Below are 22,615 nucleotides of genomic sequence, written 5' to 3'. Positions count from 1 at the left end.
TCCGGCCGGGTCCATGCGGGTGAGCGCATAGGCTTGGACCATGCTGACCCTGGTCCTTGGACTTCTCTTCGCGGGGGTTTTCCTTGCCTCCTACCAGTCTGATCGTCGCAGGCTCCGTAACGGTGTGCTCCTGCTGGTGGCGGCGTGGTTCCTCCTCCAGGCCCTCCTGGAGTTCCTGATCGGCCTGAATCCCTGGTTCGAGTGGCTGAATCTGGTGGTAGTAGTGGTCCCGGTGGTGAGCATCTTCGTCTTCGCCGGTTTCCTGATCGCCAACGGTGCCACCATGGTCCGGAGGGAAGGCCCCGGCGTCAGCAGTTTCCTGCCCATAGCCGTTGGGCTGGCCGTATTCCTCGCTCCGGTGGTAGCCGTCCTTTTTGTCCTGAGCGGGCAGCCGGCCTTGGCCGGCCTCGCCGCATTGGCCTTCTTTCTCTGCGCTTACCTGGGCTGTGCCTTTGTGGTGTTCCTGGGCTACGCCCTGGTCTATTCGCGGATGCGTTTCACGCCCAACCCGGCTGCGGTGATTGTTCTGGGCTCGGGGCTGATTGACGGTCAGGTTCCGCCGCTTCTGGCGGCCCGCCTCAACAAGGCCCTGGAGATTTACGACGGCGCCGCACCAGCCAGGCCGTTACTGGTGCCTTCCGGGGGCCAGGGCCCGGATGAACCCCGGCCCGAGTCCACGGCAATGAAGGAATACCTGGTGGCAAAGGGGGCTGCTTCCGGCGACGTCCTGGAAGAAAACCGGGCCACCACCACCCGCCAGAACCTTGACTTCTCCATGGCCCTGCTCGCGAACCAGGGGATCCAAGGGCCTGTGCTGGTGTGTACCAACAACTACCACGTACTCCGCGCGGCCCTTCTGTCCCGACGCCGGAAGATCAACGCGGAGGTGGTGGGCGCCCCCACCGCCAGGTATTTTGTGCCCAGTGCGTTCCTCCGTGAGTTCGTGGCCGTGATGAGGGACAACCGCCTGACGAACATCGTCCTGTGCCTTCCGATGTTCGGGATTGCCCTGCTCATCACGGTGGCACTGATGAACTCCTCCGTTGTTTAGCGGGGGAGTCCCGTGGTGAACGTGTGGCTCCATTCCGTGACGGCACCTTTAGGGAAAACGTAACCCTTCCCACGGATTGCGGTGATGGTCACCGTGCCCTCGGGTTTCCTGTAGGTTCCGGCCGCGGTTACCTTGCCACCCAGCAGATACGTCACGCCTTGAACAGCGGGGATGGTGAAGGAATCCTGGCCCTTTCCGGGCCTGTCCGTAAAGGCGACAGCCGCCGGCGTCGCAACGTCATACCTCAGGCCAAATCCCAACGGAACCAAGACGCCGTCGCCGCCGGCGGCCGGTATATTGACCGGCAGCTTGCCCCCCGGGTTGACCGCGCCGGAGATGGCGCGGACAACACCGTGGAAGTTGACCTTGTTGGTCCCGTAGCTGTTGAGCACGGCACGGGCGCCGGGAAAGACGCTGATGTCGTAGGGATTGCGGGTTGCAACCACGATCACGGGGGTTCCGGTGGCCGCGAGTTCGGCCACCATCTGCTGCTGTGCTGCGTTGGTTGTGGCGTTGTACGAGGCGAATACCACCGCATCCACACCGGCCGCAGCGGCCACCGCCCGTGCCCGGTAGGCAGCTGAGGGTGAGTTCCCATTCTCGAAGTCCCCGGTGACGGTAAAGCCCTGTTCCCTGAGGGCGGGCCCCACGGTTTCCGGCTGTCCGGAACCCGCGCCCACCACCAGCACCGAACTGCCGGATGCCAGGGGCAGCACCCGGTCCCCGTTGCGCAGCATGGTCACGGCTCGGTCCGAGATCAGGTTGGCCGTGGTCAGGTTCCCGGCTGTCCCCACGAGATTGCCCACGGCTGCGGGGTCGGCCATGGGCTGCCCGAAGACGCCCCGCTTGACCTTCCATTCAAGGATCCGCCGGACGGACTGGTCCAGGCGCCCTTCGGTGATGTCACCGGACTCGACGGCGGCACGAACCCCGGCAAACGAGGCGTCCACGTCCGGGGAGTTGAGGAGGATATCCGAGCCGGCCTGGATGGCCTTGACCGCGATTTCCTCCTGCGGCCACTCTGCAGCCATGGCTGCCATGTCCAGGGCGTCCGTAGTCACGAGTCCCTTGAAGCCCATCTCATCGCGGAGCAATCCGGTGAGCACCTTGTGGGAAAGAGTCCCCGGCATCTCCGGGTCAATGGCTTGGACAATGATGTGTGCCGTCATGACCATGTCCACGCCACCGTCGATAGCGGCTTTGAAAGGCTTAAGGTGCTGGTTCAGGGTCTCGCGATCGTAGGTGACGGTGGGCAGCCCGTAGTGGGAGTCCACCGAGGTGTCGCCGTGGCCGGGGAAGTGCTTGGCCGCCGCGCCAACGTTGTGGTTCTGCATTCCCTCAATCTGGGCCACTCCCAACGCGCTGACCAGCGCGGGGTCCTCGCCCATGGAACGGACGCCGATCACGGGATTGTCCGGATTGGAATTGAGGTCCAGGACGGGCGCGAAGTCCACGTTGATGCCCATGGCCCGCATCTCCGAGCCCAGGATTGCGCCCTGGGCCTTCGCCAGGCCGGTGTCCGCCGCGGCGCCCAGGGCCATGTTGCCTGGGAGGACGGTGGCCGGTGATCCAATGCGTGCCACCGGACCGCCTTCCTGGTCAATGGTGACAGCCAGTGGGATCCCCGTTCCGTCCTTGCCCACTGCAGTCTCCTGCAGGCCATTGGACAACCCAGCCACCTGTTGGGGGTTGTTGGTGTTCCCGGACCAGGCGAAGTAGAGGACGCCGCCGAGGTGGTATTTTGCTACCACGTCGGCCGGTGTATTGACGCCGTAGCGGGCCTGGTTGCTGGCCGCCATGGACGCGTCATCAGCCGAGGAACCATAGACGTGTGTCCAGGTCATCTGGCCGATCTTTTCGTCCAGGGACATTCCCGAGATCATCGCCCCGATGTCCGGTGCGGTGCTGGCCGTCGTCGTGCGGGCGCTGCCGGGGGTATCGGCGGCCGTTGCGGCACCCGCAACGGTGAGGGTCCCCGCACCCGTCATTAACAGTGCAGTGGCGGCTGCCGTCATCAACGTAGTTCCTTTTCTGAGCATGTGCATCCCAATCTCCATGGTGAGTGTTCCCGGATGGCCTAGCGTGGGCCGTTGTAGAGAAGGTATTGGCGGGTATCCCGGACGAACTGACCCAGTTCCGCCCGCCAACTGTCCGTGATGGTGCGGGCGTCAGCGCCGGCGTCGAGCTGTCCGGCAAAGCGGGCGGACCCGCTCAGCAGCCCCATCCAGCGGCCGGCGTCGCCGCGCCACGCGAAGCCCGGGTACAGCCGTTTGGCTTCCACCAGCATGTGGACAGCGACGTCCAGGGCCTCCACGCGGGTGGGATCGGTGATGTGCACCTGGACTCCTCCGCAGATGACGCCCTGGTTCTTGGACAGGGTGGGCTGGAAGCTGGCCTCGCGGAACGTGACACCGACGAGGCCCTTGCCGTTGAGGGCCTCGGCCCAGCGGTAATCCACGTAAGGGGCGCCAATCAGCTCGAAAGGGCGGGTGGTTCCGCGGCCCTCGGACATGTTGGTGGCTTCGAAAAGAGCCGTGCCGGGGTACAGGATGGCGGTCTCCGGGGTGGGCATGTTGGGGCTCGGCAGGATCCAGGACGCCCTGTTGTCCGGACCCGTCATGTCCCGCCGCCAACCCTGCACTTCCACCACCTGGAGGTCCTGGAGGGGAGTCAGCCCGGCGGCCGGCAGGTGCACCGCGTTGAAGTATTTGGCGAGCTCTCCAACTGTCATGCCGTGCTGCAGGGCAATCCCCGGCCGTCCGACGCCGGACTCGAAGCCGGGCTGGAGCACGGGGCCCCTCGCTTGTCCGCCGATGGGGTTGGGGCGGTCCAGGACCACGAACCTGCTGCCCGTCCGGGATGCTGCCTGCATGGCGTCCCACATGGTCCAGATGTAGGTGTAGAAACGCGCCCCGACATCCTGGATATCGAAGCACACAGTGTCCACGCCGGACTTCCTGTAGTAACCCACGTAATCGTCAACCGTGGCGCCGTAGGAGTCGTACACGGTGATGCCGGTGCGCGGGTCAATGGACGTCCCCTCGCTGGCGCCGTCCTGGGCCGTCCCACGGAATCCGTGCTCAGGACCGAAGACGGCGCGCACGTCAACCCCTTTGCCGGCCATGTCGTCCACGATCGAGCGGAAGTTGCCCAAGACACCCGTGGGGTTGGTGATCACACCCACCCGGCGACCCGCAAAGATGCTCCAGTTCCCGGCGGCTGCGGTGTCGGCGCCGTTGACCACAGTCCCCGGCTTCCCGGGGCGCGCGCCCTGCAGGGGAGCATGGGCGGCAGCGCTCGCGGCCGGGGCAAAAGGCGCGACGGCGGCAGCCGCGGCGGCAAGCCCCGAAGCGTGGAGAAGTTTTCTGCGGTCCAGTGTCATGGCGGGCCTTTCCAGGTGAGCGGGGATCATGACAAGTTTTGTGATGTTGCTTACATCGACCGTATTAGCCTCTCCGGGATGCGTCAATGAATTACCGAAAAAGCAATTCTTAGGTAAGTTATTTACATGGACGTTCCGGCAGGGCTGGGACGGCCGGATCATCGGGAGGGAACACCATGGTTGAGGCTCCAAGCGGTCAGTCATCGCGGACCGTGCTGGTGCGGATCCGTTCCGTCATTCCCGCGCTGCGTCCCTCGGAGCGGGCAGTCGCAGAATTGGTGCTCTCTGACCCTTCGCGGGCTGCGACGATGTCCATCGCCGATCTCGCCGGGCAGTCCGGGACATCCACCACCTCGGTGGTCCGCTTCTACAAAAAGGTGGGATACCGCGGCTACTCCGATCTTCGCCTGGACCTTGCCCGGGAAACCGCCCGCGAAAGCCTGGTCCACAACGTACCGGCCGAGGTTTACGAAGACGTCAACACCAGCGATTCCCTGCAGGACATCGTGTCCAAGATTGCTTTCAACGAGACCATGTCCATCGCGGACACCGCCCAGGTGCTCGACGTCGATCGCCTCGCCGCCGCTGTTGACGCGGTGGCAGGTTCCCGGAAGATCGACATCTTCGGGGTCGGGGCAGGAGGACTGGTGGGCCAGGACCTGCAGCAGAAACTGCACAGGATCGGGCTTGTTTCCTTCAGCTGGTGGGACGTTCATGCCGCTTTGGCTTCAGCCGCGCTTCTGGGCCGCGACGGCGTGGCTGTGGCGATCTCGCACTCGGGGACCACCGTGGACACCGTTGATTTCACCCTCGCAGCCAAAGCGGCCGGTGCGGTTACGGTTGCCATCACCAACCACGCCGACTCCCCCCTGGGGCGTGCTGCCGATGTTGTGCTGAGCACGGCCGCACGCGAGACCCCCTTCAGGTCCGGCGCAATGGGCAGCCGCATCGCCCAAATGATGGTGGTGGACTGCCTCTTCGTGGGAGTGGCCCAGCGTTCCCATGACGCATCTGTCCCGGCGCTGCAAAAGACGCACGCCGCTGTCCAGGGCCGCAAACTCCCCAAGGCCAATCCGGAGGGTGGCCAGGGTTGAGAGCCAGGCGCGCGGATGGGGTCTGTTCATGTTCCCGTCACCAACGCTTGTTAGGCTGCCCGGCACTACACCGCTGACCAGGAGGACCGCATGACGGAGGGAACCCCACTATCCACATCACTGGATGACTGGTGGGTCAGGGACAACCTGCGCGAGACGATCGACCATCTGGTGGACTTGGGTTACACCATCAGCGGCGGGCAGGGCGAGGACCCGGAACTGATCGATCCCGGTGGATCCGCAGTGGAAACCTGGAATGAGGATTATCCCTACGAACTGCGGATGACCCGGGACGAGTATGAGGTCGAGAAGTACCGCCTGCAGATCGAGTTGCTGAAATTCCAATACTGGGGACAGGACCTCGGCCTCAAGCACGTGATCGTCTTCGAAGGCAGGGACGCGGCCGGCAAGGGCGGCACCATCAAGCGCTTCAACGAACACCTTGACCCGCGCCACGCCCGGACAGTCGCGCTTGCCAAGCCCTCGGACCGCGAGCAGGGCCAGTGGTATTTCCAGCGCTACATCCAGCACCTTCCCACCGCCGGCGAGATCGTCATGTTCGACCGCTCCTGGTACAACCGCGCCAACGTGGAACGGGTCATGGGCTTCTGCACGGATGACGAATACGACACCTTCATGGGCCAGGCACCCGTGTTCGAAAAGATGCTGGTGGACGCCGGAATCCATGTGACCAAATTCTGGTTCTCCGTGACCCGGCAGGAACAGCGCACCCGCTTCGCGATACGCCAGATCGACCCCGTCCGCCGGTGGAAGCTCTCGCCCATGGACCTGGCATCCTTGGACAGGTGGGATGAGTACACGGACGCCAAGGAGCGTACGTTCCTGTACACCGACTCCGATCACGCGCCGTGGATCACCATCAAATCCAACGACAAGAAGCGCGCCCGCATCAACGCCTTGCGTTACTTCCTCAACCAGTTCGACTATGAGGACAAGGACACCTCGGTGGTTTACGACGCCGATCCGCTGATCGTCCGCCGTGGCCGTGACGCCGTGGGCGACTAGCGCCCAGCAAACGACGCCAAACCTCGACGTCGGCACTCACCGTGAGTGCCGACGTCGTACTCCTATTCGGTGACGTCTTCCTCCACCGGGTTCTTCAGCAGCAGCGCAGTGCCCTGGAAGGGCTTGAGCTCCAGGAAGAAGCTGCAGAGGTCGTCCACCTGGCTGATGTCCTCGCCGCTGAACAGATCGTGAACCGTTGCGCCAGGGACCAGGTGCGACGACTGGATGCTGCCCGCGATGTCCTGATCCGAGAAGTTCAGGACCGTGACCTGCAATGACTCGTCCGCCAGCTGGTTCACCAGGACCAGCAGGCCCTTGTTGGACACGTCGGGTACATCCAGCAGCGTGCTGGTGGCAATGCCGGACTGCTCCCGCACCGTAAGGATCTGCTGGAGCCGGCGGGCGTAGGAGTTGGAGTCCTTCAACTGCTCCGGCAAGGCGCCATACAGGCTCCGGGCGCGGGGCATGCCGGCCAGGGACGTGGTGGCATCCGGGCTGGTTCCCATGAGGTCGTGCGCGCCGCGGTTGATCCACCGGGTATCACCCTGGGACGTGAGCTCGCCAACGGTCTCCCGGTCCAGGGCGATGATGCCCGTGAGGTCCCAGCCGGACAATGCGAAAACACCGGGCTGCAGGGCGTTGTACATGGACAGGAGCACGTGGGCGTCCAGCACCTGGGCTTCCTGCTCAGGCGTGATCGCCTCCGGGTCCTTGACGCCCAAAGCGGCCATGAGGAAGCTGACCGTGGTGCAGGCGATGCCGTTGGTGGTGAAGACGGCGTTGTACGGTCCGTTCTCACCCGTGAGCCGCTCGCGCATGGTGTTCTGGACCTTGTCCGCTACTTCCGCACCAGTGAGTTCTTCCCCGCCCAGCTCAAAGACGTCATCCCGGTGGCCTGCAGCAAAGTGAAGGAGCTCGTAGGTCAACTCGTCATGGTTTTGCAGGGCGTGCACCAGTGATGCCTGGTCCACTCCGATCTCCATGGAGAGCTTCATGGTAAGCCGAAGGAATTCCGTATCACCGGTCACCAGGGCGTAGTGGTAGGCCGGCCTGGTGATGAAGTCGTAGGAAAGGTCCGGCCCGGACTCCGACTGGGCCTTGATGTCATCAATGGTCAGGTTCAGTTCCTGGAAGGAGAATCCGCCCACCTTGCGGATCATGGAACCGATCAGCTGGTTGGCTGCCTCGGACAACGGGTGGCCTTCTGACCAGCCGGGCTCTTCCTCGGCACTCTTTTCGACGCCCAGGAAGCCGTTGGCATCAAGGCGCAGGGCGCCCGTGCCCAGGTCCAGCAGGGAGTGCAGGGCATCGCCCACCACCAGGCGCATGCCGGCGAAGGTGGGGTCCAGCCAGTTGATGGACGGCTGGCCGGACTTGAAATAATGGAGGTAGACCCAGCGGCGTTTTTTGCCCTGGGTGTCCACGATCGCCTTGGTGGCGCTCCAGTTGGTTTCCTTGACGCCGGGCTCGTAGAAGATGACGCGCTGCAGCCGGCCGATGATGTAACCGGCCTGCTGGAGGGCTTTCTCCGCCTCGGGGCTGATGTTGACGGAGTCCTGGTTCTCAGGGACGTCGGGAAGCAGGTGCCAGTCTTCTTCGGGGATATCCACCATGTGGTAAATGCCGGGGTAGTCCCGGAAATTCATCTCGGCCAACCGGAAGTCGGCACCTTTGCCGGTGTGGCCCGGAACGATGTCATCAATGACCGTTCCGTCATGGTCGGCGGCGACCTCGCACATCTGGCGGAATTCTTCCTCGGTTCCAAACGCGGGATCGATCGCCATGCTGATGCGGTCGAAGTGTCCGTCAACACTGGGTGTCTGCGACCAGCCGCGGATGCCGCCGGCCAACTTCACCGGCCCGGTGTGCAGGCCGCGGATGCCGATTTCCCTGAAGGCATCCCAAAGTTCCGGATCGCCAAGGGCGGAGAGGAAGGACTGCCCGTCCTTGGTGATGAAGGAGAGCGGGTAGGCCGTAAACCAAACCGGTGCACGTTCCACGGCTGCCCGCGGGTTGGGGCGGGCGTAGGAGTTCTGCCACATGCTGGCTTGGCCTGAAAGCTGCCGGGCCAGGGTGTTGGCGTCGCCCAGCATGGACTGGTTGCGGAGCCAATCGACGTAGGTCTTGTTGAGGCCGTCGAACTCCAGCGACGGTTTGGCCGCGAAGAATTGACGACGGCGGGCGATTGGCCGCAGCGCTTTGGGCCGCGCCGGGTAAAACTGCTCATCAAAAGTGATCTCGGGAGACTCGGCTGAGGTTTCCTGGGCTTCTTCCGGCGTCTGGTCCACTTCGGTCACGCTCTGATCGGCAACAGGCTCCCGCACAGTTTTCTCCTTTAACTGGCCGCCGCAACAGCGCCGGCCTTTCGAGGTCATTCAAGAGGTCACACATACCCGGGCTTGCCCGCATTAATCATGCTAAGCATCCTTGGCAGCTGTTTGTCGACCTCGAAGCCAAGTGAGTCTTGCGGTTGCGGCGTGGTGGGTGTCCCCTAATGGACTCGGGACGGACCCTGCGGAGTCAGCTGATGCGGATCCCGTCCCGGAGAGTGACCACGCGATCTGCCGCAGCAATGTGGCTGTGGTCATGGCTGACGCAGGCCACCGCGGCGCCGCGGCCGGCCTCAGCGGCGAGCATTGCACGCGTCCGTTCGCGGCTTTCCGGATCCAAGCCCGCTGCGGGTTCGTCGAGGAGGAAGATCCGCGCCCGCCGCGCGATGCCTTGGGCAAGCAGCGTCCGTTGCCGCTGGCCGCCCGAAAGGGCATTGAAGGGCAGTGCCGCCTGTTCTGTCATCCGGACCCTGTCCAGGGCTTCCTCCACCCTGGCCCGCCGCTCCTTGGCCCCGAATCTTGTGGGTCGGCGCCCCCCTGCTGCCCGGCCCCAAGTGCCCATGGCCACTACTTCCTGGACGGTGAGGGGAAGTGAGTCCGGCACTGCCACGCGCTGAACTACCAGGGCCAGGTCTCCTGCGCGTTCCACTTGGCCCTGATCGGCGGAACGCGCCCCCGCCAGGATCTCGATGAGCGTGGATTTTCCGGCACCATTGGGCCCGGCTATTGCGGTCACAGAGCCCCACGGCAGATCAAGGTCCACGGCCCGCAGGGCGGGTTTGCCGTCAAAGCTGAAGTGGAGGTTGCGCGCGCGGAGGGCGTTATCGGAAGAAGGCACACTCTGATTCTAGCCCTATTTGATAATGGGTCTCAATAACACCTAGGGTTATGGCGTGCACTGGCTAATCGAACCCTTCACCGCCGACTTCGTCCTCCGGGCGTTGCTGGGCGGCACCCTTGTAGCGATCATTTGCGGCGTGGTGGGGACGTGGGTGGTGATCCGCGGGATGGCCTTCCTGGGTGAAGCGATCGGCCATGGCATGCTTCCCGGCGTCGCCCTGGCAACCATCGCCGGCGCACCCGCAATCCTCGGAGGGGCGGTCAGCGCCGTCGTCATGAGCGCATTGATCAGCCTGCTGCAGCGGCGCGGCCGCCTGTCCTACGACACCAGCATCGGCTTGCTCTTCGTCTCAATGCTCTCCCTGGGGGTGATCATTGTGTCCCACTCGCGCTCCTTCGCCACGGATGCCACCGCAATGCTCTTCGGCGACATCCTGGCCCTGGAGGGGGCCGACGTGGCCGGGCTGCTCATTGCGGTGCTGGTCACCGTGACGATTGCCGGGGTTTTGCACCGCAGCTTTGTGGCCGCGGCGTTCGACTCCCGCATCGCCACAACCCTGGGACTTAGGCCCCAGCTGGCCCAGCTGGCCCTGGTGGGTCTGGTGACCCTGGCAGTCGTCTCCTCCTACCAAGCAGTTGGAACCCTGCTGGTGGTGGGACTCCTGCTGGCGCCGGCAGTTGCTGCGGCTCCGTGGACACGCAGCATCCCCGCCCGGATGGTGGCCGCCGCAACATTTGGCATGGTCGCCGTCGTCGTGGGCCTGCTGTGCTCCTGGTACGCGGGCACCGCCGCCGGCGCCTCGATCGCCATGGCGGCAGTGCTGCTGGCAGCCATCTCCTCGGCTGTGGCCCGCCTGGCAGTGGGGCGCGGCAGGCAGGACCAGAGCCGACCGGAGCCCGTTTCGCCTTCCCCGGTCCTGACTTCCGCAATTCCCACTGGAAAGTAGCAATGAAACTCCGAACACCTGCGGCCGCACTGGCTCTCCTTTTCCTGACGGCCTGCGCCGGCACGGATGCACCACAAACAGCACCACAAACAGCGGCCGGGCAGGACAGCCCCGCGCCCTCCGGAACCGGTCACGGCGCAGTGGCCGGGGCGGCGGAAGTCGCGGAGCCGCAGCTGCACCTGGTGTCGATCGATACGCAGGGGAAAGCTTCCATGCTGGACCTCCTCACCGGAAAGGATTCGCTGCTGGGCGCAGTGGATCCCCCTGACAGTGTCAGTACGGACGGCCGGTACGTCTTTGCCGCGAACAGTACGGGTGTTGACGTGGTGGACAGCGGGGCGTGGACCTGGGACCACGTGGATCACTTCCACTACTACCGGGCTGAAGCGAAAAACATTGGGAAGGTGGCCGGCAGCGGGACTGCCACCGTTGCCACAGGCATGCTGTCCACGGCCGGAACAACGGGGATCTTCTTCCCTGGCTCCGGCGAGGCAGTCCTGGTGGACAACCAGGCGCTGTCCACCGGAGAGATTTCCGAGAAGCTGAGGATCAAAACACCGCCTCATCAGGGATTGATCGCGCCCCTTGGCGAGGGGGCAGTGGTCACGGAGGCAAACAGTGCGGGCCAACCGGCGCGCGTTCGCGCCCTGGATGCCGGCGGCAAGGAACTGGTTACCGCCGATTGCCCGGCGGCGGCTGGAACCATCACCACCAGGGTGGGAGTGGTGATCGGTTGTGCCGATGGCGCCTTGATTGCCACCACCGATGGGTCAACGCCGGTCCTGGAGAAGGTGGCATACCCGGAGGGCGCTGCGGCCCCGGCCACCACATTCAATGGAAGGAAGGGCCGGCCCACGGTTGCCGGGCTGGGTTCCGATGCTGGTGTCTGGCTGCTGAATACCCGCCAGCGGACCTGGGATTGGCTGCCCACCCAGGTTCCCGTGCTGGCCGCTGCGGCGGTGGACGACGCCGAACACCACGTGGTGGTGGTAGGTGCGGACGGCACCGTCCAGGTGTACGACGCCGGGACCAAACAGCCCGCGTCCGTCACCAAACCGCTCCTGGAGTCCACGCTGGCGGACCCCGCCATGAAAGGCGCGGTGGACGTGACGGTGGACGCGCAGCGTGCCTACGTCAACGCACCCGCTGAAGGTGTTGTGCATGAGATCGATTACGCCGATGACGCGCGGGTTGCCCGGACCTTGACCCTGCCCACCCAGCCCGTCCATCTGATGGAGACAGGACGATGAGGCGGGCTGCAGCGCTGGCGTTGACCGTTCTGGCGGCGCTCACCTTTTCGGGGTGCTCTGCTCCCGGGAGCACCGGCAAACCGCAGGTGGTGGTCACCACCAACATCCTGGGGGACGTCACGCGGGAGGTGCTGGGCGATCAGGTGGAGGTGACCACATTGATGCAACCCAACGCCGACCCGCATTCGTTCGAGATTTCCGCCCAGCAAGCAGCCTCCATGGGGCGCGCGGACCTGGTGGTTTCCAACGGGCTTGGCCTGGAGGAAGGACTGCAACAGCACTTGGACAGGGCCTCCGCAGCGGGTGCCCCCGCCCTGGTGGCAGGTGAGGTGATCGACGTCGTGCCTTACAGCTCCGGCGACGCGGAAGGCGTTGCCGATCCGCACTTCTGGACCGATCCGGCCGCCATGCTGAAAGTTGTTGACGCCCTGGAGTCCAAGGCCCGCAGCATCAAGGGAATCGACACTGCGCGCCTTGCTGCCAGCGCCGCGGCCTACAAGGACAAGCTCTCACGGCTGGACGCGGAGATGACAGGGACCTTTGCCGCGATTCCCAAAGAACGCCGGGCCCTGGTCACCAACCACCATGTGTTCGGCTACCTGGCCCAGCGATTCGACTTCACAGTGGTTGGAGCCGTGATCCCCGGCGGGACAACCCTGGCTGCGCCGAGTGCTGCCGATCTTCGGCAGCTCAGCGAGGCCATCCGGAACGCCGGAGTACCCAGTATTTTTGCCGACTCATCGCAGCCGGACCGATTGGTCCAGGTCCTGGCCAGCGAGGCTGGCGTCAACGTCAGGGTGGTGGAACTGTTCACCGAATCCCTGACGGGACCCGACGGCGGCGCTCCAACCTACCTGGACATGATGCGGGCAAATACCGAACGCATCGCCACGGGCCTGAAGGCCTGACCATCATCACACCCACGCAGATTCCTGCACACCAAAAATAGAATGAGGGACCCATACATGCTCCGCCAAAAAACAACCCGATGGGGAGGCGTCGCACTGATCGCCGGGATGACACTCCTGGCCTCGGCCTGCGCCAACAGCACCCCGGCCGCAACGCCGGAAACGGGCAGCGCAGCAGCAGCTGACGCCCAAGGACGCGTGGCCGTCTCCTACCCCGGGGGCATCAGCGTGCTGGACGGAAAAACACTGGAGGTTGTGAAGAAGTTCGACTCCGAGGAATTCACCAGGCTCAACGCTGCCGGAGACGGACGCCACGTTTTTGTCACCACCAAGGCAGGTTTCCAACTGCTGGACACCGTTGAGCCCAAGCTCACCGATCTCCGCGTGGACGCAACAGCTGCCGGCCACGTTGTCCGGCATGCGGGCAACACCGTCCTCTTCGACGACGGCACCGGCACCACCACCATCCTGAAGACCGGGGATCTGGCCGCAGCGGACAATGCCGTGCCCGCAACGCAGACGTACACGGCGGACAGCCCCCACCACGGAGTGTCCATTGTGTTGAAGGATGGAAAGCTGATCACCACACTGGGGGACAAGACATCCCGCAGCGGCGCCCAGGCACTGGAATCCCACGGCGATCACTGGGACAAGGTAGCCGAAAGCAAGGAATGCCCTGGCATCCATGGCGAAGGAACGGCGGCGGATGAAGCCGTGATCTTTGGCTGCGAAGACGGTGCACTCCTCTACCACCACGGAAAGTTTGAGAAGTTCACGGCTCCGGACAAGTACGGACGCATGGGCAACGCGTTTGTCTCCGAGACCAGCCCCATTGTGGTGGGCGACTACAAGACGGACCCTGACGCCGAAGGCTACCTCCTGAACTCGGTGGCACTCATCGATACCGAAAAGCACACCTTCAACGTGGTGAAGCTCCCGGACACCGTGCAGTACACCTTCCGGGATGTCGCCCGCGGCCCCGGAGACCTCGCCTACATCCTCTCCACCAACGGATCCATCCACGTCATGGATCCCAAGGACGGCAAAATCGTCAACGAATTCCCCGTGATCAAAGCCTGGGAGGGCCCCTCCGAATGGCAGGACGCCCACCCGGCCATCACGGTCAAGGGCAACACCGCGTACGTCACGGAGCCCGCAGCCAAGGCGGTCCATTCGGTGGATCTGACCACCGGCAAGGTCACGGGCACCTCCACATTGGACGTTGTGCCCAACGAAATCGCCATCACGCTGGGCGGTCACTGACCCCTGAGTGACCGTTGAGGGACAGGAGCCGCGCCACCACCGGCGCGGCTCTTGTCAGGTGGCGCAGTGGACGGAAACCCTAACGCCGGCCGGGATTCTTCCGTACGGTGGGGATATGAAAATCGTTGTGATCGGCGGCAGTGGCCACATTGGATCCTTCCTTGTGCCCCGCTTGGTCCGTGCAGGCCACGAGGTCATCACCATCACCCGTGGAAATGCCTCGCCATACATCGACGCCCCCGAGCTGGCGCACGTCCGCCAGGTCACGGCGGACCGCCAGCAGGAGGACCTGGCCGGAACCTTTGGTGACAGGGTGGCGGAGCTGGGTGCCGACGTCGTGATTGACCTGGTGTGCTTCACGCTGGACTCGGCCACCGCACTGGTGCAACGGCTCCGCGGCGAGGTGGGTCACCTGCTGCACTGCGGCTCCATCTGGAGGTACGGTGCCAGCCTGAAGCTGCCGCTGTCCGAGGACACCATGGACTTCGCACAAGAACCGCTCGATGACTACGGCATCCAAAAGCGGGCCGTCGCCCGGATGCTGAAGGATGAAACAGCCTCCGGTGGATTGGTCACCACGTCCCTGCACCCCGGCCACATAGTGGGTCCCGGTTGGCTTCCCATCGGCCCCCTGGGAAACCTGGAGCCGGACGTGTGGTGGACCATTTCCGCCGGCCGTCCCCTGCAGGTTCCCGGCAATGGAACTGAACTGATGCACCACGTCCACGCCGACGACGTTGCGCAGGCATTCGAAAAAGCCGTCGACGCGCGGGACGCCGCCTCCGGGGAAGACTTCAACATTGTTGCGCCTTCAGCGCTGACTGTCCGGGGATACGCCGAAATGGCGGCTGCCTGGTTCGGGCAAAAGCCGCAGCTGGAGACACTGACGTGGGAGGAATTCCGCAGGACCACCACGCCGGAGATTGCCGACACCAGCTGGGCCCATCTGTCCCGCAACCACTGCTTCAGTATTGAGAAGGCCAAAACCCTGCTGGGCTATGCGCCGCGCTATCAGCCGGAGGAAGCGGTGCTGGAGTCGCTGCAGTGGCTTGTTGGGAACGGCAGGGTCCGGGTGGAGGGGGGAACGCTGCATGTTCAAGGCACCAACCAAGGGAGTCACTGACAGCTGGCTGGACCACGCATTCTTTGTCCTGGGAGGGATTGCCGCGATCTGGCTGGCATTCCTGCTGGTGGGCGAGAGCTTCCAGTTGGGCTGGGGCCAGGTGTGGTTCTACGTGCTGTTCTGGGCGTTCCTTGCCTATCTGTTGCTGCCCAGGCTCCACCGGATCCTCACTGCGGTTTACGTTCCCGGCTATTTCATCGGCCGGGCCCGGACCAGCGACGGCCTCCTGGGTGACCCGGTGAACCTTGCACTTCTGGGCGGGGAACCGCAGATCCACGCCATCATGGAATCAGCGGGATGGACCAAGGCGGACGACGTCACGTTCGCCAGCAGCCGGAGGATCGTCAACTCCACCATTTTCCGGCGCAGCTACGCCGAAGCGCCCGTGAGCCCCCTGTACCTGTTTGATCGCCAGCAGGACTTCGCTTACCAACAGGAAGTGGACAACAACCCGGGCAAACGCCACCACGTCCGCTTTTGGCGCTGCCCGGAGGGGTGGCTCCTGCCCGGAGGCCACAAAGTGGATTGGCTGGCGGCCGGCACGTACGATCGCAGCGTCGGGTTCAGCCTGTTCACGCTCCAGATCACCCACAAGATTGAACAGAACACGGATGTGGAGCGGGACCACATTGTTGCCTCCGTTTCGGCCGCGGAACCTGCGGTGTCCGTTGAGATCATCGAGGATTTTTCCACCGGGTACCACTCCCGGAACGGCGGCGGGGACTCGATTTCCACCGATGGTGATTTGCCCATTGTTGATGCCCGCCGTGTCGCGACGGCCGCGGACATCCTGCCCCACAGTACTGACAGCCGGGACAGGCGGCCCGCCCCCATCCTGGTGGGTGCGTTGTTGGTGGCGGCACGGTCTGTGGCGGCATTCATCCTGGCGTTGACCCTGCTGACATCCGGTGGGGACGTTGACGGCCTTGTCCTGGACGGCTCGACGGATGCGGAAAGCGCGACGGCGGCCATCGCCTTTGTGGGCATCTTCATGCTGGTGTTCGGGTTGGGTGAGGTTTTCCTGGCGTGGCGCGTCCTGCTGGGCAGCAACGGTGCACGGGTGATCGCGATGGCCCTCAGCTCGCTCTCCATCGCGGTGCAGGCCCTTGACTACTTCACCGGAGCAGCCAACCTGACCCTGGAGGCCGGTCTGACCGGGCTGGCTGCGGACATCCTTGTGCTCCTGGCATTGTCCAGTGAGCGGGCCAGGATTTATGCCAAGCGGCGGCGCATCCCTGCAGTGCCGGCCTCCGTGACAATTCGCCGGGTGCAATCCAAGGCTTAAAACAAAAGAGCTCCGGAGTGCGTTATTGGGGGATACGCACTCCGGAGCGGTCTTTGGGCAGGGCCCTTGGCCGCTGCAGTCATTACTCTACGGGTAGAAAGCGGTCATTTCCACCACCTCGAATTACTACTTTCGCTTTAGTTTTTACTGGCTGCCCGCAGGCGGTCTCCAGAGGCTGGAAAAGGGGCCTCCGGCGGCTATGCGGATGGCTTCCACCCCAGCGCCGGACCCAATGAACCGGCAATGTCGGTCAGTATTTGCACGTAATCCTCATGGTCGAAGCTGAAAGGAAGCGCGAAGGCCACCTCATCCACTTCCTGGAACCCTTTGTGGGCATAAAGCTGCTCAGCTATTTCGGCGCTGGTGCCAATAAGGTCCTGCGCAAAGAGCATGCCCTTGGGACCCTGCGGTTCGCGTGTCCTGGGCGTGCGCTGGTCCACATAGCGTTGATACTTTTCGCGTTGGGCTGCAGTGGCGGAATCCGTGGGGATCACCACCAGCCCCTGCGACACCCTGGCCCTGTGGCGGCCCTGTGCTGCGGCCGCTTCCCGGAAGGCGCGGATCTGGGCCTGCTGGACGGCCGCGAAGTCCGGGTCCTCCCCAGGGCCGGGGAAAATCACGCTGCTGGAGAGCAGGTTGAAATTGTTTTCTCCGGCCCACACCGCCGATTTCATGCTTCCGGCACCGTACCAAAGCCGGTTCCGAAGGCCGGGAGAGTGCGGCTCCACGCGGTTGGAAAACTCCTCCACCACGCCCTGCTTGCCGGAGAATTCCCTGATCTTGTCACCGGCAACCAAGCGGGCAAACCGCTCCACCCGTCCGTAGCTGAAGTCCTCTTGGTCCGCGGACCCGGGGTACAGCTCATGTTTGACGGTGTCGAAGTTCATCGGCTCGCCAACACTGAGGCCGGGATTGACACGGCCACCGGACAGCAGGTCCACGGTGGCCAGATCCTCTGCCAAGCGCAACGGGTTTTCCCAGCCAAGGGGCGTCACCGCCGTGCCCAACTCGATCCTGGACGTGCGCTGGCTTGCTGCGGCCATCACGGCTACGGGGGAGGAGATGCCGAACTGAAGGTGCCGGTGGCGCAACCAAGCACTGTCGAACCCGAGTTTTTCCCCGAGCTCAATGATTTCCAGCGTTGACTGGTGGCCGGCTGCGGGGTCCCGGGGATCAAACAAGCCGATGGTGAGGAACCCGAGTTTGGTCAACGGGTGGTCTGCGCTGGGCATGGATCTCCTTCTGGGTCAGCCGATACTGCCCAGAATAGCCACGCCCAAGGCGTTCGACGGCGGGAGGTTACTTCATGTGATGGTCCTGCCCGCGGTGGGACCTGTTGGTGGCACACCCTTCCGGGCGTGCCACCGCCACGCTAGTTAAGTGCAGGAGTGTCCTTGGGGATAACGCCCGTGCCATACAAATCGGAGGCCAGATCCTGCAAGGCGCGCAGGGCCACGCGCTGGGTGAACGGGCCGTAGGAGACGCGTGCCACCCCGAGTTCCTGCAGCTCAGCCGCAGCGGCAGCCCCCGGGGCGCCGATCACGGAGATTTTGCCCCGGCCCAGTGCTTCAACCAGCGGCTCAATGAGGTCGCGGTTCAGGGCGCCGGGCACGAAGACCAGCGCTGCGCCGGCGTCGAGGAATGCGCGGCCGCGGGCAATCGCATCGTCGATGCTTTCCTGGATGGGACGGTCCCCACCACGGACAATGGCATCGGTCCGGGCGTTCAACTGGAAATCGATGCCCTCTGCCTCAGCAGCCTTAACAATGGCCTGGACGCGGGCCACGGATTCGTCGAAGGGGCGCAGGCGGTCTTCCACGTTGGCGCCCACAACTCCGATTCCAATAGCGCGCCGGATGGTTTCAGCCGGATCCTGGTACCCGTCGTCGAGGTCTGCAGTGACCGGAAGGTCAACGGCGTTGACGATCCTCTCGATTCCGCTGAGGGCGACATCAAGGGGCATGGACCCGTCGGCGTAGCCATAGGAGGCCGCAATGGAGTGCCCGGCAGTGGCAATTGCCTTGGTCTCCGGGAGGGCTGCCACTGCGGATGCGCTGATGGCATCCCAAACGTTGACCACCTGCAGGATCTCTGGGGCCTGGTGAAGGGCCTTGAGCTGCGTGGCGCGGCTGGCGGTGTTGGCTTCAGTCATGATGTGTTGATCATCCTTGCGTTGGTGTGGATACCGCATTCCACCCACAACGTATCCATAAAGACCCGCTATGGTGCAAGGCAGTTCCGCAGTTCAGCCACGGCTGCCTACCCCGGCTGATGACCCGACGGCGGCGCGTCGGGTTTGGGCAGCCAGCAACGAGGCAACAACCAGCACTGCAGCACTGGCGAGGAAGGCGCTCTGGAACCCCATGGAATCGAACAGGAGGCCCCCAATGATGGATCCCAGGGCTATGCAGGTTTGGACCACGGCCACCATCAAGCCGCCGCCCTGCTCAGCATTGTGGGGCATTGCCTGGGCCACCCAGCTCCACCAACCCACGGGAGCGGCCGTGCCCAGCAGGCCCCAGAAGGCCAGCAGGACCACCACCGCGGCGAAGACGGAGCCCAGGGGAATGAGGGCTCCGGCGATCAAGGCCATAAGTGCCGGAATCACCATGAGGGTGGCGTACATCCTGGAGCCCAGGAACCGGCCTATCACCACTGTTCCCGCAAACCCGGAAACCCCCAGTACCAGCAACACCAAGGACACTTGGGTGACGTCCACCCGGGTGACGGTCTCCAAGAAGGGGCGGATATAGGTGAAGAGGATGAATTGGCCCATGAAGAACGTGCCGCACGCGGCCATGCCCCAGGCGACCGTTGTGTTTTTCAGGGCAGAGAAGATCGTGAAGATTTCCCGTGCCTTGGGCGCCTGCGGCGGCGCGGCCAGGGAGGGCAGGGAAATCCACAGCCACACACAGCAAATGATCGAGATGGGTACCAGGCAGAGGAAAGCTCCCCGCCACCCTATAAACGAGCCCAGATAGCTGCCCAAAGGAGCGGCCAAAACCGTGGCAAGCGCATTTCCGCCGTTCACGATCGCCAGGGCCCGGGGTACCCGTGGAGCGGCAACCAACCGGATGGCCGTGGCGGCGGACATGGACCAGAAACCCCCAATAACAACGCCGATCAACGCGCGCCCCACCATGAACGGCAGGTAACCGGGCGCCAAGGCGATCAAAGCGCCCGAGGCTCCCATGAGGGCTGCGAATCCCATCAGCAACGCTTTGCGGTTCAGTTTGCCCGCCAAAGACGAGACAGAAAGGCTGGTTATGACGGCAAACAGCCCCGAGATTGCGATGCCCTGCCCCACCATGCCCTCCGAGACCTGGAGGTCGCGGGCCATGGGGGTGAGCAGGCTGACCGGGAGGAATTCGGAAGCCACTACCGCAAAAGCCCCAAAGGACATCGCAAAGACACCACCCCAGTGACTGGCAGGCGGCGTATCGGCGCTGCGCGCGGAGCCGGTGGCAGTGCTGGCGTTCGCTGGCATGAACGGTCCTCTCAGATGAATCAACTGGAATACATCCGATCACGCAGCGCAGGTCCGGTGGGAGGCCCGGTTTAAACGGGTTCCAGCAAAACCTCTCACAATAAACCTGTTGCGCCGTAACGTTGTGGGCATGGACAACAGGTCTGAAGTGCGGGAGTTCCTGATGACCCGCCGCGCACGCATCACCCCTGAACAGGCAGGGATCGAATCGTTTGGTATCCGACGGCGGGTGACTGGCTTGCGCCGGGACGAAGTGGCCCGCTTGGCCGGAGTCAGCGTCGATTACTACACGCGGTTGGAGCGCGGGAACCTCTCGGGCGTTTCCGACAGTGTGCTGGACGCGATTGCGGAGGCACTCCAACTGGACCGTGCTGAACAGGACCACCTGTTCGATCTGGCGCGCACCGCCAACAGGGGCGGACGCGTGCGGGTCAAGAAGCCGGGCCGCACCATGGACCCGGCGTTGCACTACTTCCTGGACTCCATCACCGGAGCACCGGCACTGGTCAACAACAACAGGATGGACGTGGTGGCCGCCAACGCTTTGGGGTACGCCATGTATTTCGACCTTTTCCAAAGCACAACCGGACCGGCCAACTACGGCCGTTTCATTTTCCTGGACCCACGGGGCCGGGAGTTCTACCCGGACTGGAACCGGGCAGCCAACACCAACGTGGAGATCCTGCGGAGGCAAGCCGGCCGCTTCCCGCATGACAAGGGCATTGCGGAATTGGTGGGCGAGCTGTCCATGCGGAGTGAGGAATTCCGTACCCTCTGGGCGGCCCACAACGTGCGGCGCCACAGGACTGGTATGAAGACCTTCCACCACCCGGTGGTGGGTCCGCTGGAGCTGACGTACCAGCAGCTGGAGCTGGACGAAGACACCGGACTGGGCATCACCGTGTACCCGGCCGTTCCGGGGAGCAGCAGCGAGGAAGCCCTGAAGCTGCTGGCGTCCTGGGCGGCTACGGAGAACGTGGTGGAAAAGGTGACGGCGGGCTCCCGTTGAGATGCCGCTGTTTTCCACATAAGCGCCAGAACCGTTGCCACCCATCCCACCGGGTGGTTGCATGGAACCCATGGCTACCGCACAGAGTTTTGTCATAGCGATCGGGACCAAGAAAGGCCTCTGGCTCGCGACCAGCCCGGACCGTCAGGAATGGTCCCTCTCCGGCCCGCACTTTCTGATGAGTGAAATACCCAGCATCGGAATAGACACGCGGGGCGGCAAAACCCGGATCATGGTGGGCGTCAGATCCGAGCATTGGGGTCCAACCGTGGCCCACTCCGATGACCTGGGAGCCACGTGGTCCGAGCCGGAGCATGGCGCCATCACTTTCCCGGAGGGTACGGAGGCCGCCTTGGAACGCGTGTGGCAGATCCACCCGGACGCCGACTCCCGGCCGGGTGTTGTCTGGGCCGGGTGCGAGCCGATCTCGGTGTGGAAATCGACCGACGGCGGCGAGCACTTCGAGTTGAACCGTGGACTCTGGGACCACCCCCACCGCAGCCAGTGGGGTGCCGGCTACGGCGGAGCGGCGGCCCACTCGATCGTGGTGGATCCGTCCGGTGAGAAGGTCCACGTCGCCATGAGCACGGGCGGTGTTTACAGATCGCTCGACGGCGGTGCCTCCTGGGAGCCCCGGAACAAGGGAATCTCGGCCTATTTCATGCCCGATCCCAACCCTGAGTTCGGCCAGTGCGTGCACAAGATCGCCGCTGATGCCCAGGCAGACGGCCGTCTGTACGCGCAGAACCACCATGGTGTGTACCGCACGGATGACGACGGCGATCACTGGGATTCCATCGCCCAAGGACTGCCTGCGGATTTCGGCTTTGTGATGCTGACACACCCGCGCCGCGAAGGTACCGCTTGGGTGATACCCCTCAAAGCAGACGGCGAACGCATCCCGCCTGACAGCAAACTCAGCGTGCACCGGACGGACGACGCCGGAAACTCATGGACGGAGCTCCACACCGGGCTGCCTGATCACGAGTACAACGCGGTCCTCAGGGATGCCGCCTCCGTGGACACCGCGGAACCCGTGGGAGTCTACTTCGGCACCCGTGGCGGCACGGTGTACGCCAGCGCTGACGAGGGCGCCACTTTCACCGAAGTGGCTTCACACCTGCCGGACGTGCTCAGCGTCCGTGCGGCTGTGGTGATTGGTAGCGCTGCCGGGGCGGACGCCCCTTTGGCGGCAGCGGAAGCAACGGTGCTGGCCGAGGCAGCGGAAATCGTGGAGGCAGTTGCCACCACCGCCGGGGCAACACCCGAAGATCAAGCTGACGCCCCGGTACCCGGGTAAGGTCCGCCGTGGCTGACTTTACGGTGGTGTTGCCCGGCGTTCTCCAACCACTCGTCGGCGGACAGTCCTGTCTGACTGCGTCCGCCGACGAGGCCGTGACCGTGGGGGAGTTGCTGGATTCAGTGACCGGTGACTATCCGGTACTTGCCAGGCGTTTGCGTGATGAAACCGGGGCGCTCCGCCGTTACGTGAATATTTACGTGAACGGCCAGGAAGTCCGGCGCTTGGAAGGTCTTGAAACGGAGGTTGCGGCTGGCCAGGAGGTCTTGATCATCCAGTCCGTGGCAGGCGGCTGAGCGCGCGTTCGGGGTCAAGCCGGA

At 64.1% G+C, this 22,615-nt stretch carries 19 protein-coding genes; 12 read left to right on the top strand and 7 right to left on the bottom strand.

Annotation, left to right across the window (positions count from 1 at the left end; translation table 11 throughout):
* Window positions 1–40 precede the first annotated feature (40 nt).
* The gene (locus JOE60_RS17745; RefSeq protein ID WP_167267948.1) at window positions 41–1,051 is read left to right on the top strand and encodes a YdcF family protein; all 1,011 of its coding nucleotides are present in this window, start codon (window positions 41–43) and stop codon (window positions 1,049–1,051) included.
* Here JOE60_RS17745 and JOE60_RS17740 read toward each other — a convergent pair.
* Window positions 1,048–3,066 (bottom strand): glycoside hydrolase family 3 protein, encoded by a 2,019-nt coding sequence (locus JOE60_RS17740; RefSeq protein ID WP_239528904.1) that lies wholly within the window; start codon window positions 3,064–3,066, stop codon window positions 1,048–1,050. The two genes, JOE60_RS17745 and JOE60_RS17740, sit on opposite strands and share 4 nt — an antisense overlap.
* Before the next feature lie 62 nt (window positions 3,067–3,128).
* On the bottom strand, window positions 3,129–4,463 hold the full coding sequence (locus tag JOE60_RS17735; RefSeq protein ID WP_239528903.1) for an exo-beta-N-acetylmuramidase NamZ family protein: 1,335 nt from the start codon (window positions 4,461–4,463) through the stop codon (window positions 3,129–3,131).
* 146 nt (window positions 4,464–4,609) lie between these two features.
* On the opposite strand from JOE60_RS17735, the gene JOE60_RS17730 reads away from it, so the two are divergent.
* Window positions 4,610–5,527 carry a MurR/RpiR family transcriptional regulator gene (locus JOE60_RS17730; protein WP_167267943.1) on the top strand — a complete coding sequence of 306 codons (918 nt, stop codon included), beginning with the start codon at window positions 4,610–4,612 and terminating at the stop codon, window positions 5,525–5,527.
* 90 nt (window positions 5,528–5,617) lie between these two features.
* Window positions 5,618–6,553 carry a polyphosphate kinase 2 gene (ppk2, locus tag JOE60_RS17725; RefSeq protein WP_167267941.1) on the top strand — a complete coding sequence of 312 codons (936 nt, stop codon included), beginning with the start codon at window positions 5,618–5,620 and terminating at the stop codon, window positions 6,551–6,553.
* Between the two features lie 62 nt (window positions 6,554–6,615).
* Here the strand turns inward: ppk2 and treS are convergent, their stop codons facing one another.
* Both treS and JOE60_RS17715 read right to left on the bottom strand, forming a co-directional pair.
* Window positions 6,616–8,877, bottom strand: a complete 2,262-nt coding sequence (treS, locus tag JOE60_RS17720) for a maltose alpha-D-glucosyltransferase (protein WP_167267939.1) — start codon at window positions 8,875–8,877, stop codon at window positions 6,616–6,618.
* Window positions 8,878–9,073: 196 nt separating this feature from the next.
* Window positions 9,074–9,721 carry an ATP-binding cassette domain-containing protein gene (locus tag JOE60_RS17715; protein WP_167267936.1) on the bottom strand — a complete coding sequence of 216 codons (648 nt, stop codon included), beginning with the start codon at window positions 9,719–9,721 and terminating at the stop codon, window positions 9,074–9,076.
* A gap of 55 nt (window positions 9,722–9,776) precedes the next feature.
* On the opposite strand from JOE60_RS17715, the gene aztB reads away from it, so the two are divergent.
* The 6 genes from aztB (at window position 9,777) to JOE60_RS17685 (ending at window position 16,499) form a co-directional block, all read left to right on the top strand.
* Window positions 9,777–10,670, top strand: a complete 894-nt coding sequence (aztB, locus tag JOE60_RS17710; protein ID WP_167267934.1) for a zinc ABC transporter permease AztB — start codon at window positions 9,777–9,779, stop codon at window positions 10,668–10,670.
* A 2-nt stretch (window positions 10,671–10,672) separates the two neighbouring features.
* Entirely contained in the window at window positions 10,673–11,920 is a 1,248-nt protein-coding gene (locus tag JOE60_RS17705; RefSeq protein WP_167267931.1) for an ABC transporter, read from the top strand.
* Window positions 11,917–12,828: a zinc ABC transporter substrate-binding protein AztC gene (aztC, locus tag JOE60_RS17700; RefSeq protein ID WP_167267929.1), complete on the top strand. Its 912-nt coding sequence runs from the start codon at window positions 11,917–11,919 to the stop codon at window positions 12,826–12,828. The genes JOE60_RS17705 and aztC overlap by 4 nt, the downstream gene beginning before the upstream one ends.
* Before the next feature lie 42 nt (window positions 12,829–12,870).
* Complete coding sequence (gene aztD, locus JOE60_RS17695) at window positions 12,871–14,091, top strand: zinc metallochaperone AztD (protein WP_204814960.1); 1,221 nt, start codon at window positions 12,871–12,873, stop codon at window positions 14,089–14,091.
* Window positions 14,092–14,206: 115 nt separating this feature from the next.
* Window positions 14,207–15,214, top strand: coding sequence for an NAD-dependent epimerase/dehydratase family protein (locus tag JOE60_RS17690; RefSeq protein WP_167267925.1), 1,008 nt, complete (start codon window positions 14,207–14,209; stop codon window positions 15,212–15,214).
* Window positions 15,183–16,499 (top strand): LssY C-terminal domain-containing protein, encoded by a 1,317-nt coding sequence (locus JOE60_RS17685; RefSeq protein ID WP_167267923.1) that lies wholly within the window; start codon window positions 15,183–15,185, stop codon window positions 16,497–16,499. The genes JOE60_RS17690 and JOE60_RS17685 overlap by 32 nt, the downstream gene beginning before the upstream one ends.
* 197 nt (window positions 16,500–16,696) lie before the next feature.
* Here the strand turns inward: JOE60_RS17685 and JOE60_RS17680 are convergent, their stop codons facing one another.
* The 3 genes from JOE60_RS17680 to JOE60_RS17670 all read right to left on the bottom strand — a co-directional run bounded on the left by JOE60_RS17680 (window position 16,697) and on the right by JOE60_RS17670 (window position 19,986).
* Window positions 16,697–17,731 (bottom strand): LLM class flavin-dependent oxidoreductase, encoded by a 1,035-nt coding sequence (locus JOE60_RS17680; RefSeq protein ID WP_167267922.1) that lies wholly within the window; start codon window positions 17,729–17,731, stop codon window positions 16,697–16,699.
* Window positions 17,732–17,871: 140 nt separating this feature from the next.
* Window positions 17,872–18,651, bottom strand: a complete 780-nt coding sequence (locus tag JOE60_RS17675) for an isocitrate lyase/PEP mutase family protein (protein ID WP_167267920.1) — start codon at window positions 18,649–18,651, stop codon at window positions 17,872–17,874.
* A gap of 93 nt (window positions 18,652–18,744) precedes the next feature.
* Window positions 18,745–19,986: an MFS transporter gene (locus tag JOE60_RS17670; protein ID WP_167267918.1), complete on the bottom strand. Its 1,242-nt coding sequence runs from the start codon at window positions 19,984–19,986 to the stop codon at window positions 18,745–18,747.
* 130 nt (window positions 19,987–20,116) lie between these two features.
* On the opposite strand from JOE60_RS17670, the gene JOE60_RS17665 reads away from it, so the two are divergent.
* From JOE60_RS17665 to JOE60_RS17655, 3 genes are all read left to right on the top strand, one after another.
* A complete protein-coding gene (locus JOE60_RS17665) occupies window positions 20,117–20,995 on the top strand; it encodes a helix-turn-helix transcriptional regulator (protein ID WP_167267916.1) in 879 nt (292 codons plus the stop codon).
* Window positions 20,996–21,056: 61 nt separating this feature from the next.
* Window positions 21,057–22,295, top strand: coding sequence for a WD40/YVTN/BNR-like repeat-containing protein (locus JOE60_RS17660; protein ID WP_239528901.1), 1,239 nt, complete (start codon window positions 21,057–21,059; stop codon window positions 22,293–22,295).
* Window positions 22,296–22,303: 8 nt separating this feature from the next.
* The gene (locus JOE60_RS17655) at window positions 22,304–22,591 is read left to right on the top strand and encodes a MoaD/ThiS family protein (RefSeq protein WP_167267914.1); all 288 of its coding nucleotides are present in this window, start codon (window positions 22,304–22,306) and stop codon (window positions 22,589–22,591) included.
* The last annotated feature ends 24 nt before the right edge of the window (window positions 22,592–22,615 follow it).

Source organism: Paenarthrobacter ilicis, assembly GCF_016907545.1.
Taxonomy (GTDB): Bacteria; Actinomycetota; Actinomycetes; order Actinomycetales; family Micrococcaceae; genus Arthrobacter; species Arthrobacter ilicis.
This window is presented reverse-complemented; position numbering and strand designations above follow the sequence as displayed.